Annotated in this window: 9 protein-coding genes; 8 read left to right on the top strand and 1 reads right to left on the bottom strand. The window is 73.2% G+C overall.

What is annotated here, in order from left to right; all coding sequences use genetic code 11:
• Positions 1 to 34: 34 nt before the first annotated feature.
• From IPL61_24580 to IPL61_24570, 3 genes are read left to right on the top strand one after another with little or no spacing between them, the layout of a single operon-like run.
• Positions 35 to 1,129, top strand: a complete 1,095-nt coding sequence (locus tag IPL61_24580) for a hypothetical protein (GenBank protein ID MBK9034404.1) — start codon at positions 35 to 37, stop codon at positions 1,127 to 1,129.
• Positions 1,126 to 3,054: an OmpA family protein gene (locus IPL61_24575; protein ID MBK9034403.1), complete on the top strand. Its 1,929-nt coding sequence runs from the start codon at positions 1,126 to 1,128 to the stop codon at positions 3,052 to 3,054. The genes IPL61_24580 and IPL61_24575 overlap by 4 nt, the downstream gene beginning before the upstream one ends.
• A complete protein-coding gene (locus IPL61_24570) occupies positions 3,051 to 5,507 on the top strand; it encodes a TonB-dependent receptor (protein MBK9034402.1) in 2,457 nt (818 codons plus the stop codon). Before IPL61_24575 ends, IPL61_24570 begins: the two co-directional genes overlap by 4 nt.
• Positions 5,508 to 6,698: 1,191 nt before the next feature.
• On the opposite strand, the gene IPL61_24565 is transcribed toward IPL61_24570, so the two are convergent.
• Positions 6,699 to 7,103, bottom strand: a complete 405-nt coding sequence (locus IPL61_24565; GenBank protein MBK9034401.1) for a response regulator — start codon at positions 7,101 to 7,103, stop codon at positions 6,699 to 6,701.
• Positions 7,104 to 7,216: 113 nt separating this feature from the next.
• Here IPL61_24565 and IPL61_24560 point away from each other — a divergent pair, with 113 nt between their 5' ends.
• The 5 genes from IPL61_24560 (at position 7,217) to IPL61_24540 (ending at position 16,403) form a co-directional block, all read left to right on the top strand.
• Entirely contained in the window at positions 7,217 to 8,236 is a 1,020-nt protein-coding gene (locus IPL61_24560) for a hypothetical protein (GenBank protein ID MBK9034400.1), read from the top strand.
• 8 nt (positions 8,237 to 8,244) lie between these two features.
• On the top strand, positions 8,245 to 10,860 hold the full coding sequence (locus IPL61_24555; GenBank protein ID MBK9034399.1) for a protein kinase: 2,616 nt from the start codon (positions 8,245 to 8,247) through the stop codon (positions 10,858 to 10,860).
• 225 nt (positions 10,861 to 11,085) lie between these two features.
• A complete protein-coding gene (locus IPL61_24550; protein MBK9034398.1) occupies positions 11,086 to 14,910 on the top strand; it encodes a serine/threonine protein kinase in 3,825 nt (1,274 codons plus the stop codon).
• A 47-nt stretch (positions 14,911 to 14,957) separates the two neighbouring features.
• Entirely contained in the window at positions 14,958 to 15,401 is a 444-nt protein-coding gene (locus IPL61_24545) for a polymer-forming cytoskeletal protein (GenBank protein ID MBK9034397.1), read from the top strand.
• A 153-nt stretch (positions 15,402 to 15,554) separates the two neighbouring features.
• Positions 15,555 to 16,403 carry a hypothetical protein gene (locus IPL61_24540; GenBank protein MBK9034396.1) on the top strand — a complete coding sequence of 283 codons (849 nt, stop codon included), beginning with the start codon at positions 15,555 to 15,557 and terminating at the stop codon, positions 16,401 to 16,403.
• Positions 16,404 to 16,408: the final 5 nt, after the last annotated feature.

Genomic DNA, 16,408 nt, shown 5'->3' with positions numbered 1-16,408 from the left:
CTGCGCGCACGCTTCTCTCGAACGGAGCCTCGCTATGCACCACCTGACCAAATGGAAGCCGATCTTGACCAGCGCGTTCGCGGTGGCGCTCGGCGGCGTGACCGGGCTCGGCTGCAACCCCGTCGACTGCGGCGACGGCACGATCGAGAAGGACGGCACGTGCGTGCCGGCCGACGATCAGGTCGGCCAGGCCCAGTGCGGCGAGGGCACCGTGCTCGGCGCCGACGGCAAGTGCGAGCCCGAGATGGTCGTGGTGTGCGACCCCGACAACACGACGGCCGAGACCGACCCCGTGACCGGCGTGGTCACGTGCCATGGCACCGGCACGCAGACCGGGTGCGCGCCTGAGTTGCCATGCCCGACCCCCTCGGGCTCCAACACCAGCATCTGCGGGCGCATCCACGACACCCAGACCGGGGCCGTGGTCGCGGCCGTCGGAGCGACCGGCACGGTGTGCAACCCGAATGCGCCGACCGCCGACGGGCCGTGCTCGCTCAAGCTGACGTTCTACGACGCGCTCGACTTCGCGACCTCGTCGAACCCGACGCCGCTGGTGCCGGGGCTCCTGACCGTCGACGACTGCGGCCGCTACGCCGCCATCAACGTGCCGCCGTCGAACCTCGGCTTCACCGGCATCGGGATCGACGACGCCAACGGCGTCGCCGACACCCACGTGCTGACCGGCGTGGCCCTGCCCGACGGCGAGGCGGTCCCGGCCCGCGGCTTCGAGGCCTTCATCACCCGCAAGGCCACCGACACCGCCTGGTCGGCCGGGTTGGCCGGGGAGAGCTTCGCCACCCGCGGGGTGATCGCGATGATCTTCCGCCACGGCGCAATGCCGGTCGCCGGCGTCCGGGTCCGGCGCAACAGCAATCCGATCCCGGCGGACGACTACTACTTCACCGACGCCGGCCCCGAGCGCAACTCCGTCGACATCGCCGGCACCCAGTCCGTCACCGGTGCCAACGGCAGCGCCCTGGTCATCAACGCCCCCTCGCCCACCGCCCACGACGGGGTCGGGGCCGAGCCGGCCGGGTGCACCTGGCCCAACTCGCTGGCCGCGAGCATCCGCGGCGTCGTGTTCGTGCAGGTCAAGGAAGCCCGTAACGGGCAGGTCATCTGCCCGTGAGGCGCCTCGTCGCTGTCCTCGTCGTCGCCGCGCTGGCCGGCACGGCCGTCGCGGATCCTTCGCCCGCGGCCGGCGTCGACGCCGCGCTGTTCCGGCCGTCGATCGACGGCAGCGGCGTGCTCTCGCTCGAGGGCGCGCGCCTGCCGGTCAAGCACGACCTGTCGTGGAAGATGTGGCTCGGCTACGGCAAGGGCCCGTTCAACGTCGCCGTGCCCGGCATCGGGGCCGACAGCGACGACGCGGTCCTCGACTACCTGGTCACGCTCGACATGGCGTTCGGCCTGACCGTGTCCAAGAAGGTCGCGATCGGCCTGGCCGCCGCGGTCTATCGGACCGACACCGGCCCCGGCTACGGTCAGCGCGGCCGCTTCCAGGGTGAGTCCGCGACGCCCTCGACCGGCATGATCTCGCTGCGCCCGCTGACGAACATCGACCAGTCAGGCGGCTACGAGCCCCAGGGCCTGTCGGGCCCGCTCGACGTGCGCGCGTCCGGCAAGTACCAGTTCCTCGAGGGATCCAACCTCGCCGCCGCCGCGATGGTGACCGTCGTGCTGCCGTTCGGCGAGGACGAGATGTTCCTCGGCGATCGCAACCTGGTGTTCGAGCCGCGCGTGACCGCGGACTACCGGTTCGATCGCCTGCACGCCACCAAGCTCGTGGCCAACCTCGGCGCGCGCATCCGTCAGCGCACGGTGCTCGAGGCCTACGACAAGGCCACGCTGCCGGTGACCCAGACGCCCGAGCAGGCCGCGCAGGTGGTCCTCGACGTCGGCTCCGAGCTGACCGCCGGCGTCGGCGCCAACGTCGAGCTGTCGCCGGCGGTCGTGGCCTCGGTCGAGGTGGTCGGGTTCGTGCCGCTGCCTTCGGCGGTCACCTACGGCAGCTGCACCCGCGTCGACGGCCGCCGCTGCTCGACCCTGGAGTCGACCGACTACTTCGCCGGCGGCAAGGCCGGCGACCTGGCCGCCTACGCCGCGGCCGGCCTCAACTACCGCGTCAACCCCCACGTCACCGCGACCGCGGCCGCCACCTACGGCATCACCGGCGCCCGCGGCGACGACTTCAGCGTGCTGGTCGGCGCGGTCTGGTCGCCGCAGCCCGCGAGCGAGGCCCGGGTCGGACGCGGCGACAAGGACGGCGACGGCATCCCCGACGTCAGCGACGCCTGCGTCGAGGACAGCGAGGACAACGATGGCTTCCAGGACGACGACGGCTGCCCCGACCTCGACAACGACGGCGACGGCGTCGTCGACGCCAACGACCAGTGCACCGAGGAGCCCGAGGATCGGGACGGCTACCAGGACGACGACGGCTGCCCGGAGCGCGACAACGACGGCGACGGGATCCAGGACATCGCCGACCGCTGCCCCGACGACGCCGAGGACATCGACGGCTTCGACGACGGCGACGGCTGCTCCGACGAGGACAACGACGGCGACGGCTTCGCCGACAAGAACGACAAGTGCCCCGACGACCCCGAGACCGTCAACGGCGTCGACGACGACGACGGCTGCCCCGACGTCCGCACCCAGACCGGCCCGGTCGAGGCGGTCGATCGCATCGACCTGCGCGGCAACAAGATCGAGTTCAGCGGCACCGCGCTGACGCCGGCGTCGAAGGTCATCCTCGGTCAGGTGGCCGCGATCGTGCGCGACAAGAAGCTGTCGGTGCGCATCGAGGTCCACGTGGCGCTGGGCACCAAGTCCAAGAACGCCCGGACCATCGCGTCCCAGAAGAAGAAGGACAAGGACCAGGCCGGCAAGCGCGGCCAGGCGGTGCTCGAGTACCTGGTGACCCAGGGGGTGCCGGTGGCGCAGATCCAGGCGGTGGGCCTCGGCTCCGACCGACCGCTCGGCGCCAGCCTCCCGACCGATGCCATCAACGACCGCGTCGACTTCATCAAGTCGCAGCAGAGGACGCCATGAGCCGCTTCGCCAAACTGATGACGGCGGTCGCGCTGGTCGGGATCGGCGCCGGCCGGGCCGCGGCCCAGGACGGCCCGTCCCCGATCGACATCGAGGTGCCGCTGGTCATCGTCGACGTCGGCGGCGTGGGCGAGGACGGCAGCGGCGAGTCCGACGCCGAGCTCGACCTGGCCAACGTCGTCCAGAGCGCCGCCAAGGGCGTCACGACCGTCCAGGAGGCACCCGCGATCGTCACGGTGCTCACCGCCGACGAGATCCGCGATCGCCAGTTCCAGACGATCGATCAGGTCATCGACACCGTCCCGGGGTTCCAGCGCAACGGCCTGCTGCACAGCCAGTTCGCCCAGAACACCGCCCGCGGCACGCCCCAGGCGTTGCAGTTCTTGCACGACTCGGTGTCGCTGTTCGACCCGTTCATCAACATCGCCACGCTCAACCGGCTCCAGCCGCTCGAGACGATCAAGCGGATCGAGGTCATCACCGGCCCTGGCGGCGTGCTCTGGGGCGCCAACTCGTTCCTCGGCGTGGTCAACGTGATCACCAAGGACGCCGACGACGTCGACGGCGTCGAGATGGGCGGCCAGCTCGGCCACGGCGACGGCGACCGCGCCAACGGCCGCGTCTACGCGATGGCCGGCCTGCCCGATCTGCTCGACGGCAAGCTCAAGGCGTTCGTGCACGGTGCGTTCGAGACCTACGAGGGCGCGGGCTTCGAGATGCCGGCCCACCGGTTCTCGGCGCCGCTGCCGCAGCCCAACTCGGTCGACTACTACGGCCCGCTGACCAAGGCGTCGCCGCCGCGCAGCTACCTGTTCAACTTCTCGACCAAGCTCACCTACGACAAGCTGCAGTTCCGCGCCTACGTCCCGTTCATCGAGCGCCACACGCCGCTGGGCTTCCCGGGCTTCGTCGTGCGCGAGACCCTGCCCGAGGACCAGCGCTGCACCCCGACCGGTCCCTCCGACGGCTGCGTCGACAAGGACCGCAAGGCCCGCGACAACCAGCTCAACTACTTCGATCGCTACGCGGTGCTCGAGTACCGCGACCGCTTCGCCGGTGGCCGCGCCGGCCTGAAGCTGCAGGCCTACCTGACCCAGTTCGTGCGCGACTCGGCGCAGATCGGCGTGCTCGCGCCGATCGCGGGCCTGCTCGAGGGCGGCCTCGCCTTCCGGTTCAACGCCACCACGTACCGCGCCGGCGGCGCCGTCGAAGGTGACATCGAGCTGCCATCGAACCTGCGCCTGCAGTACGGCGGCGAGGCGTTCAAGGAGTTCGCGCTCAACGACGTGACCCGGTCGCGCCAGGGCGACGGCATCGAGGCGTCGTTCCTGGGCCCGTACGACCTCGATCGCCTGCCGCTGCCGTGCCCGCGCGAGCCCGATCCCGAAAACCCGGGCGCCTCCCGCGCGATCGCCGGCTGTCCGCTGACGTTCGCGTTCCCGGCCAGCCGCACGATCCTCGGCGCCTACCTGAACCCGCAGTGGCGGCCGCGCAAGAAGCTGATCCTCGACGCGGGCGTCCGCGTCCAGGCCGCGCCCGAGCGCCTCGGCAACCAGAGCTACCCGCTCACCACGCTGTTCTCAGGCACGGCGGTCTACAACTTCGTCCCGAACTGGCACCTCAAGCTCAACTTCGCGCAGGGCTTCCGCCCCCCGGTGTTCAACAACACCAACTCCAACGGTGAGGCCGTCCAGATCGACGGTCGCCCCGACCTGAAGGTCGAGACCTCCGACGCCGCCCAGGCTGAGGTCAACGCCCGTATCTTCAAGGGCAAGCGCCGCATCCGCGAGCTGTCGTTCCGCGTCGACTACTCCTACACCCGCCTGCAGAACACCATCCAGGTGGTCTCGGGCCGCTACGAGAACACCGCGGACCGCGGCATCCACTCGGCCGAGGCGCTCGCCAAGCTCTACGTCGTCGGCGGCCACCGCATCGAGCTGGCCTACACGTTCCTGCGGGTCAACACGGCCGACAAGGGCATCCAGAAGTCGCTGCCGGAGCACATGTTCCACCTCGCCGGGGTCTGGAGCCTGCTCAGCGACAAGCTGTCGCTCACCACCGATCTGCGCGTGATCGGCGCGATCGAGGATCCCAACCGCCTGATCGAGTACCGCGGCTACCACGAGGCCGGTCCCGGCGAGGTCGATCCCTCCACGGGGATGCCGATCCTCGAGGGCACGATCGTCAACCCCCAGGGCGGCGTCTCGCCGACCGGCATCCGCAGCGCGCCGTCGGACCTCGTCCTCGATCGCCTGCCGCCCGCCGCCGATCTGTCGCTCGGCCTCACCTACATGGCCTCGCGCAAGCTGATCGTGCGCGGCACGGTGTTCAACGCCTTCAACGCCCGCTACTACCAGCCCGACGTGTTCTCCGACTACGAGCCCCGCCTCGAGTTCCTGCCCAACCCGTGGGAGGACTGGCGCGCCTACCTGTCGGCCGAGTACACGTACTGAGTAGAGGGTCTTTCGAAAAGACCCTCCCCCGGCATACGCCGGGGCCCCCACCCGAAACGGCCCGGAGCGTTCAGCGCGAGGGCCGTGGGTGGCCCGGAGCGTTCAGCGCGAGGGTCGTGGGCGACTCGGAGCGTTCAGCGCGAGGGCCCGGAGCGTTCAGGGCGAGGCCTCGAGCACGCGATCGCAGCCACCCGCGTCGCGGCCCCCCACGGGCGGCGGGCGGTCGCGCACACCGCGGCGCGAGCCCTTTGCCGTGGCGCCAGGTGGCGCACCCATGGGCCGCGCGCAGTTCCGCAGCGCCCCGCCGTCACCTCGTTCAACTCACCGCTCGCGCGCGCACCGCGCCCGGGGTCTCGTCAGCGCGAGGCATGTTTGAGCACGGCCCATGGGGTGCGCCACCGCCTGCGCCACCGACCCCGCGCCCGATCGCAGCCACCCGCGTCGCGGCCCCCACGGGCGGCGGGCGGTCGCGCACACCGCGGCGCGAGCCCTTTGCCGTGGCGCCAGGTGGCGCACCCATGGGCCGCGCGCAGTTCCGCAGCGCCCCCGCCGTCACCTCGTTCAACTCACCGCTCGCGCGCGCCGCGCCCGGGGTCTCGTCAGCGCGAGGCATGTTTGAGCACGGCCCATGGGGTGCGCCACCGCCTGCGCCACCGACCCCGCGCCCGATCGCAGCCACCCGCGTCGCGGCCCCCACGGGCGGCGGGCGGTCGCGCACACCGCGGCGCGAGCCCTTTGCCGTGGCGCCAGGTGGCGCACCCATGGGCCGCGCGCAGTTCCGCAGCGCCCCCGCCGTCACCTCGTTCAACTCACCGCTCGCGCGCGCACCGCGCCCGGGGTCTCGTCAGCGCGAGGCATGTTTGAGCACGGCCCATGGGGCGCGCCACCGCCTGCGCCACCGACCCCGCGCCCGATCGCAGCCACCCGCGTCGCGGCCCCCGGGCGGCGGGCGGTCGCGCACGTACCGGCGCGAGCCCCTGCCGTGGCGCCAGGTGGCGCACTCATGGGCCGCGCGCAGTTCCGCAGCGCCCCCGCCGTCACCTCGTTCAACTCACCGCTCCGCGCGCGCACCGCGCCCGGGGTCTCGTCAGCGCGAGGCATGTTTGAGCACGGCCCATGGGGCGCGCCACCGCCTGCGCCACCGACCCCGCTCCCCGCAGCCAGCCAGCGCCCCCAGCCCCAGCCACCCTCCTAGCTCGCGTCGACGAACGCGGCCTCGCCCGACCGCACCTTGAACGCCTGGTCGATGCCCGCCAGCAGCGTCCGCGAGTCGACCGGCTTGACCACGTAGTGATGCACCTGGCCGACCGTCCCGGCCCGCTGCACCTCGGGCACGTCGGTGTAGCCGGACAGCAGCATGCGCGCCATCGTCGGGTAGCGCGGCCCCAGCCGCTCAAGCAGCTCCAGCCCCGTGAGCCGCGGCATCTTGTGATCGGTGATGAGCAGATCGAACGGCTCGCGCTCGAGCAGCGCCAGGGCGTCCTCGCCGTTGCCGCACCGGGTCACGGTGAAGCGATGGCGCGTCGCCCGCTCGAGGAAGTCGAGGATGTCGGGCTCGTCGTCGACCGCCAGGAGGCGCAGGCGGGCCGCCGTCATGGGTCGATGGTGGCACACCAACCGACCCGTCGTCACCGGGGAATACCAGCTGGGCGGCTTCCGCCCGGGTAGGATTGCCGATAAGCTCAAATGCCTTGGCCACTGAGGGGTCTTTGTCGAAACGCCGCGTCCTCGCCATCTCGCCGAACCTCGATCAGCTCCGGCGGATCGTCGCCAACCTCGAGCGGGCGGGCGCGGAGGTCGACGCGGTGCGTTCGCTCGACGCGATCGAGAGCGAGATCATCCCCCACCGGTACGTCTTCATCGACACCGACGAAGGTGACGTCGGCCTCGTCGACGCCCTGGTGCCGCGCCTGCGCCAGAAGTCGCACGCCGCGGTGGTCACGCCGAAGGCGGCCCTGGCCGAGCTCACGTCGTACCTGCGCGACCACCGGGTCAACCACGTCATCGTCGGCGAGGAGCTCGACCGCGGGGTGTTCGTCACCGCCCAGAAGCTCCTGACCGGCGACATCTTCGGCATCGAGAAGTACCTCCCCGACGGGACGCCCGTGCAGTACATGCGCCTGCGCGACTTCGAGGGCCGCGGCAAGGCCATCGACACCGTGCTGCAGTTCGCCGAGGACGCCAAGATGCGCCGACAGGTGCGCAGCGCGATCGGCTCGGTGTGCGAAGAGCTGCTCATGAACGCGCTCTATGACGCGCCGGTCGACGACGACGGCAAGCAGGTCTTCGCCGAGGTCGATCCCCACGATCGCACCCGGTCGCGGTCGCCGCGGCCGGTGTCGATCCGCTACGCCGCGACCGAGAGCCAGTTCGCGATCGCCGTGCGCGATCGTTTCGGCCGCCTGGCCAAGAACACGATCCTCTCCTACATCGAGAAGTGCCTGCACTCGCCGGTGCAGATCGACCGCAAGACCTACGGCGCCGGCCTCGGCCTGTACCTGGTCGCCAACGCCGCGGCCAGCTACCTGGTCAACGTCGCCTACGGCATCGCCACCGAGGTCGTGTGCACGTTCGACCGCGGCGCCAAGGCGCCGCTGCGGCTGGTCGGCATGTTCGTCCACCCGGGCCAATCCGAACTCCTGCGCGAGGGCCCGACGCCCGAGAACGCCGCCGGCCGCGACGACGGCGACGAGGCCGCGGTCGAGCTCGACGTCGACTCACAACCCTGACACCCGCGATGGTCGATCGCCCGTTTGGCCCGTACCACCTCGTCCGCCAGATCGCGGTCGGCGGCATGGCCGAGATCCACCTGGCCAAGACCCGGGGCCTGGCGGGGTTCGAGAAGTTCGTCGCGCTGAAGATGATCCACCCCAACTTCGCGCAGGACGAGCAGTTCATCGAGATGCTCGTCGACGAGGCGAAGATCGCGGTGCAGCTGCAGCACGTCAACATCGCCCACACCTTCGACCTCGGGCGCGTCGGCGAGACCTACTACATCGTGATGGAGTTCGTCGACGGCGCGGACCTCTACCAGATCCTGCGCAAGGGCTCCGAGCGCGATCTCGAGATGCCGGTCGACGTGGCCGCGTTCGTGGCCAAGGAGATGGCCAACGGGCTCGACTACGCCCACCGCAAGCGCGACGGCTCGGGCCAGCCGATGGGCATCGTCCACCGCGACGTGTCGCCGCAGAACGTGTTGGTGTCGACGGCGGGCGAGGTCAAGCTGGTCGACTTCGGCATCGCCAAGGCGACGATGAAGGCGCGCCAGACCGCGGTCGGCGTGATCAAGGGCAAGTACTACTACATGTCCCCCGAGCAGGCCTGGGGCGAGCGCATCGACCACCGCTCGGACATCTTCTCGGCCGGCATCGTGCTGTACGAGATGCTGACCAGCCAGATGCTGTACCTCGAGGAGGACATCCCGCGCCTGCTCGAGATGGTCCGGAAGGCGGACATCCGGCCAGTGCGGACCCTGCGCAAGGACGTGCCGCCGCAGCTCGAGCGGATCGTCATGCGGGCGCTGGCCAAGCGCGCGGCCGATCGCTACCCGAGCGCCGGCGAGCTGGCCACCGACCTCGAGCGGTTCCTGCACACCTACTCGCCGGTGTTCTCGGCGACGAAGGTGGCCGGGCACCTGAACCAGGCGCTCGGCACCGACGAGCCCGAGGTCGAGATCGCGCCGACCGCGCCGGTGGTGGCGCCGCGGCGGGCGCGCTCGGAGAGCGCGATCCGGCGCAACACCCTCGTGACCCAGCGCTCGGAGCTGGGCGACGAGAACAGCGTCATCTTCCGGGTCAACGAGCTCGAGCCGACCAGGCGCGGCGCGCCCGATCCGCAGGCGGCGCGGGCGTCGCCGCGGATGATCACCGCCAGCACCTTGCCGATCGCCGACGTCGACGGCGAGATCGAGAGCACGCTCATCACCGGCCGCCCCGACGAGGGCCCGACCGCGTTCGACGGGCCGCGCGGGCTGCGCAAGGCGGCCCGGTCGGTCGCCGACCTCGGCGACGACTACGAGCCGACCGTGGTCGAGCAGGTGCCGGGCGACGCCGGCATGTTCGAGGACGACGGCGGGCCGACCCAGACCCGCGACGCGTTCCCGAGCGCGGCCGTGGCCGAGGTCCCGACCGCGCCGCGGCGGCGCGGCGAGCCGCCGCCGGCCCTCGCTGCGATGACGCCGACGCCGTCGGTCAGCGAGCTGCGGCGCCCGCGCGAGTCGCGGCGGACCCCGGCCGGGGGCGTGACGTCGCTGCGCCCGCCGGCGTCGCCGCCGCCGCCGCCGTCGGTGCTGCGGGCGATCGTCGGCAGCCACGACACCGGCGCGCCGATGCCGCGGGTCGCGCGTGGGGCCGGCGCGCCCCTGTCCGACGGCGTGCCGTCGACCACCGCCGAGCCGTCCACGTCGACCAGCACCACCGGCGCGGCCGGCGGGCGCGCCGGCGTGCCCGGCCGCCAGCTGCCGGCCATGCCCGCGGCCGGCTCGCTCGATCCGGCGTTCGACGCGCCGACCTCGCCCGGGACGGCGGCGGTGCCGCCGATGCCGTGGGTGGCGACCCCGCCGCCGATGACCTACGCGCAACCGCCGCAGCCGGCGTACCCGCCGCAGCCGCAGGCGCAGCAGCCGCAGGCGCAGCACCCGCAGGCCTTCCCGACCGGGCTGCCGGCGCACCTGATGCCCTACGCCTACGGCAGCGAGCCGGCGCCCGGCATGCCCGGCATGCCCGGCTATCCGTTCCCGTACGGCGCGCCGCCGCCGACGACCAGCGGCCAGCTCCAGGCGCTGGAGATCGACGAGGTCCCCGCCCAGTACCGCATCAGCTCGAACCGGTCGTGGCTGGTCCGGGCCCTGCTGGCGCTGGTGCTGATCGGCGGGGGCGTGGCCGCGGCGGTGCTGATCATCCGCGGCGGCGCGCCGCCACCGACGCCCGCGTCGATCGTGATCGAGTCCAAGCCGAGCGGCGCGCTGGTGTCGGTCGACGGCAAGGCGCTCACCGAGAAGACGCCGGTGGTGTGGCGGACGACGCCGGGCGCGCGCCACGACATCGACGTGACCCTGGCCGGCTACCAGCCGTTCCACGACACGGTCCTCATCCCCGACGGCGGCGGCGAGGTCAAGGTGCTGGCCTTCCTGCCGGCCCAGACCGTCAAGCTCAAGATCACCTCGACGCCACCCGGCGCCGACGTCTACCTGAACGGCGCGCTCAAGGGCCGCACGCCGATCGAGCTGCGCGATCTGACGCCGGGCTCGGCCACCGACGTCGAGCTGCGCCTCAAGGACTACGCGCCCGAGCACCGGCAGCTGACCTGGGGTCACGAGGACGAGCAGACGGTCGACGTCCGCCTCCGTCGGTGAGCGCGGCGGCGACCGACGCGGGGGCCACGAGGACGAGCAGCCGGCCTCCGTCGGTGAGCGCGGCGGCGACCGACGCGGGGGCCACGAGGACGAGCGGCCGGTCGACTTCGGCCTCCGTCGGTGAGCGCGGCGGCGACCGACGCGGGGGCCACGAGGACGAGCGGCCGGTCGACTTCGGCCTCCGTCGGTGAGCGCGGCGGCGACCGACACGGTATGATCACCAACATGCGGCGCGCCGGGGCTCTCGTCGTCGTCGCGGCCGTGGCCGCGCTCGCTGGCGACGCGGCCGCCGGGCGCGTCGTCGTCGTCGACGTCCGGGCCGAGGTCGACCTCGACGACCAGGCGGGCGCGGTGACGCTGCTCCTGCGCACCGCGCTCGATCGCGCCGGTCGACCGGTCGTGGCGCCGGGCGAGCTCGCGCGGGTCGCGCTGCCGATCGATCAGCCCGCGGCGCTCGGCGCCGGCATGGCCGCGCTCGACGCGGACACGGTGATCGCGTGCGATCTGCTGCGGGTCGGGACCAGCTTGCAGGCGTCGATCCTCGCGGTCGATCGCACCGGGGCTGTGGTCGCGGCCGGCACGGCCAGCGCCGGCGACGGCGACGCGGTCGGCCTGACCCGGGCCATCGTGGCGGTGGTCGCGCCCGCGATCGGCGGCGGCGGCACCGTGCCGGCGGCCTCGGTCGGGCAGCTGCGGCCGTTCGTGGCCGCGGCCCACGCGGTCGCGCGCGGCGACCTGGCGGCGGCCGCGCGCGTGGTCGCCGCGGGCGATCCGGTGATCGCGCTGCGGGTGTCGGCGATCGCGGCGGCGCTGCGCCCGGGCTGGGCCGGCGCCGCCGCCGATCAGCCGTCGGCGCTGACGATCGCGCAGCTCGCGGGCACGCCCAAGGACGTGCTCGACCTCGCGCCCGGCTCGTCCCCGCGCGAGCGCGCGGCCCGGGCCCTCGCGCGCCTGGCCGGGGCCGCCCTCGACGAGGCCGCCCGGGAGCTGGCCGGCAAGGGCGGGCGCGAGCCGTGGCTCGACGTCGCGGCCGCGCGGCTGGCCCACGCCCGCGGTGATCGCGCGGCCGTGACCGCGGCGGTGCGGCGCCTGCTCGCGGCGCCGCAGCCGTTCGCCCCGGCGCTGGCGCTCGTGGTCGCGCTGCCCGCGGGGGCGGTGCCCGCCGCCGAGGAGGAGCGCGCGCTGGCGCAGGCCCGCACCGATCCGCGGTGGGCCCGGCTGGCCTCGGTGCTCGGGCTGCGCGTCGCGCACCGGGGGGCGTTCGCGGCGCTGGCCGCCGTCCACACGCTCGATCTCGACGACGCCGAGCTCAACCAGCTGGAGCCGGCGGTCGTGCGCGCCGCCGCCGAGGGCAACCGCGATGGCCTGCGCCTCACCGCCGAGCTCGCCGCCCGCCGCGCCGATCCGCGCGCGGTCGCGACCGCGGTCCAGGTGTGGCTGGCGGCGGCCATCGACGACCCCGAGGCCCAGCTGTTCCGCGGTCGGCTGGCGTTCGCCGCCCGCCGCCTCGACGAGGCGCGCGACGCCTTCACCGCGGCCCGGGCCGAGCGCGAGCTGGCGCGGGTGGCGCTGGCCCGGGGTGACTGGGCCACCGCCGAGCGCTTGCTGGCGACCGCGCCCGACGACTCGGTCGAGAAGCAGCTGGTCGCGATCCAGCTCGCGCTGGCGCGCGGCGACGCCGCGGCGGCGCGCGTCACGATCGATCGCGCCCGGGTGGCGGCGCCCGCCAGCGCCGATCTGCTGCGGGCCCGGGCGATCGTGCTCGAGCAGGGCGGCGACGCCGCCGGCGCCCGCGCCGACCGCGCCCTGGCCGAGCGCGTCTCGCCCGGCGTCGCCACGGTCGTCGATCTGACGTCGACCGGCCCGACGAGCAAGGCGCCGCCGACCGCGACCACGACCGCGCTGCCCCCGGGCGGCACGCGCCTGCGCCGCGAGCTCGAGGCGATGCTGCCGCCGCTGGCGCTCGATCCCGCCGGCCGGATCGCGATCATCGGCGTCCGCGGCCCCGGCCCCGGCCTCCTCACGTTGCGCGTCGCCGAGCCCGCCCGGCTGGGCCCGGCGTTGACCGCGGTCGTGCAGGCGTCCGGCCACGTCGTGGTCGCCGGTGGCCCGGCGTGGATCGCCGAGCCGATCGACGTCGATCGCCTGACCGCGGTCGCGGCCGACCTCGGCGCGACCCACCTGCTCCTGTACCGGCTGACCAGCGACGGCGGCCGCGCCCACGTGCGCCTGATCTACTTCCAGCGCGGCGTCGCCAACGCCCGCGCGTTCGAGGCCTCGTTCGACGGCGGCGCCACCGGCCTGGTGCGCTGGAACCAGGATCGCCTGATCCTGATCGCGCTGGCGCTGGGCGTGCTGGCGCTGTTCGCGGTGGCGTGGATCGTCCGCGGGCGCAGCCGGATCGTCGTCACGATCGAGCGTGACCCCGACGGCAGCGACGAGGTCCTCGCGATCGAGCTGTCGCGCTCGGCGCGACGGCCGACGATCAGCGACACGGGCGCCTTCCGGCGCGACACGATGCGCGCCGGCCACCAGCTGTCCGACACCAGCGCGCGCCTGCCGTCCGACCGCACCACGTTCCGGGTGTCGCCCGGCACCTGGTACGTCCACGTCTACGGCGTCTACACCCGCGAGTTCGGCGATCGGATCGTGCCGCCGATGCACTCGCAGCAGGTCACCGTGGGCCGCGGCGCCCACGTCGACGCCCGGTTCGACCTGGGCCTGCCGGTGGCCGAGGTCAAGGTGACGATCCACGACGAGCGCCGCCAGGGCGTCGCGATCTGGCTCGACGACGGCCAGGCCGATCGGGTCTACACCGACGCCAGCGGCCAGGTCACGCTCTACGCCACGATCGGCAGCCACACGCTCTACATCGATCCCGGCGACATGCGGATCGAGAAGCAGCTGCCGATCAGCGCCGCCAAGATCGAGAAGGTGATCATCAACCTGCCGCGCGAGCGCCGGCTGGCCGAGGTGTCCGAGGGGCTGACGCTGGCCCCGACCGAGCACGGCCCGGCGTCGGCGCCGGTCATCGACGGCTCGATCGGCGCGATGCTCACCAGCCCGCCGGCCGCGGCCGCGCCCGCGCCGGTGGTGATCGCCCCGGTCGTCGCCTCGGCGCCGACCCAGATGATGGCCGCCGGGTTCGCGTCAGGCGTCGCGGCCACCGCGGCCGGCATGGCCGCCGGCACCCCCGACGCGCCCGGGGCGTCGCAGCGCATCACCGCGGTCACCGACGCGGTGCTGGCGTCGACCGTGCTCGGTCGGTATCGCTTCGACGCCGAGCTCGGCAGCGGCGCGATGGGCGTGGTCTACCGCGCCTGGGACCTGCACCTCGAGCGCACGGTCGCGGTCAAGCTGATGGCCCGCGCCGTCCGCGAGATCCCCGACGCGATGGCGTTCTTCGTCCAGGAGGCCAAGGCCCTCGCCCAGCTCAACCACCCCAACATCGTCGCGGTCTACGATCAGGTCTCGGACGGGCTCGAGCAGTTCATGATCATGGAGTTCGTCGACGGGATCACGCTCGAGAAGCTCCTGTCCGATCGCGGTCGGCTGAGCCTGCGCCAGGCGCTGGGCGTGATCGATCAGCTCTGCACCGGCCTGGCCTACGCTCACAGCCGCAAGGTCATCCACCGCGACATCAAGCCGGCCAACATCTTCATCTCGCGCGAGAAGGTCGTGAAGCTGGGCGATTTCGGCCTGGCCCGGGTCATGCGCGAGATCGAGATCCGCCAGACCGACGTGCGCGGCACGCCGCTGTACATGGCGCCCGAGCAGGTCAGCGGCACCAACATCAACCACCGGGCCGACCTGTACGCGGCCGGGTGCACGCTGTTCGAGCTGTGCACCGGGCGGCCGCCGTTCATCGACGGCAACGTCATGCACCATCACCTCGTCACCGCGCCGCCGATCCTGTCGAGCCTGTGCCCCGAGGCGCCGCCGGCGCTCGATCAGCTCATCGCCGACTGCCTGGCCAAGGACGCCCACGCCCGGGTCGACAGCGCGACCGCCATCAGCGACCGGGTCCGCGCGATCGCCGCCGCGCTGTAGCGTCGCCGCTGGATCCGCCCCGGCGGATCCGCTACCGTCCGCCCAACATGACCGTCCCGGCCCGACGCGAAGGCATCGTCAGCGAGATCAACACCCTGCTCGGACGCGGCACCTCGTTCGAGGGCAAGCTCACCTTCGAGGGCACCGTCCGCATCGACGGCAAGCTCAAGGGCGAGATCTTCTCCGATGACACGCTGATCATCGGCGAGGGCGCCTACGTCGAGGCCGAGATCGACATCGGCGAGGTGATCATCCAGGGCACGCTGGTCGGCAACGTCCGGGCCAAGCGCGGCATCGAGGTGCTGGCCCCGGGCCGGGTCAAGGGCGACCTGCACACGCCGTCGTTGATGGTCGAGAAGGGCGTGCTGTTCGAGGGCCGCTCGTTCATGGAGGGGGCGGTGGGCCAGAAGGTCGTGGCGCCGTCGGCGCCGACCAAGGACGGCCCGGCCAAGGACGGCCCGGCCAAGGACGCCCCCAAGTCGGTCAAGTAGCAGCGGGCGCGCCGCCGCTGGCGGTGCCCACGTCAGGTTGCAGCGGGGCCTGCGCCTGCAACCCACGGTCGACAGGCGCCGACCGGCCCCGAGCGAATCCGCGGGGCTCGACGCCACGCACGGCCGGCACGGGCGGTGCAAATGCTCCGCGCCATGCGCTCGGCCTGGCTCGCGTTCACCCTCCTCGCAGGTGCCTGTGCGACCGACGTCGTCGTCGAGTCGGGCTTCGAAGACGAGGACGCCACCGCCGGCGCCAGCGTCGCGTCGACGTTCGCGTTGACCGGCTGCCACGGCCAGGCGGACGCGAGCGTCCCCGCCGACAAGACCTACGTGATCACCACGTTCGGTGGCGGCAGCGACACCCAGGGCATGTCGTGCGGCGGCCGCGCCGACGGCACCTGGTACTACGCGGCGTCGCGGCAGCGGTACGGCTGCGGCGCCCGGGTCGCGATCCGCGCCAACGGCAAGTGCGTCGTCGCCCAGACCGACGACTACGGCCCGGACGTGTGCGTCGAGCGCGCCGCGGCCCGCCCGATCATGGACGTGTCGCCGCGGGTCGCGCAGTACCTGTACGGCACCTCGGGCCTGGGCTGGAGCGATCGCAAGACCGTCACCGTCGAGGAGGTCGCGCGCTCGACCCCGCTGGGCCCGTGCAGCGACGCGCCGACGCCGAACCCGCCGCCGCCGCCGCCGAGCGCCGCGACCTGCACCTCGGCCACGCTCGCGCGCGACGTCGCCGCCGGCACCTGCGTCCGCACCGCCGCCGGCAGCTGGTTCGCGTGCGTCGACGGCGCCTGGCAGGCCCGGTCCGGCACCGCCGGCTGCACCGCCAGCTACGACTGGTGCCAGTCGGCCACGCTCGGCCGCGGCGTCGTCGCCCGCGCGTGCGTGCAGTCGGCCTCGAACAGCGCCTGGTACCAGTGCAACGGCTCGGGCTGGGTCCGGCCGGCGACGGCGCAGAGCGGCCCGATCGGCGCGTGCTCGACCGCGTACCCGCTGTAGACGCC

It is taken from the genome of Myxococcales bacterium, from assembly GCA_016717005.1.
In the GTDB taxonomy this organism is placed as follows: domain Bacteria; phylum Myxococcota_A; class Polyangia; order Haliangiales; family Haliangiaceae; genus UBA2376.
Note: the sequence above shows the minus strand (reverse complement) of the source record. Positions and strands in the feature narration are given on the sequence as shown.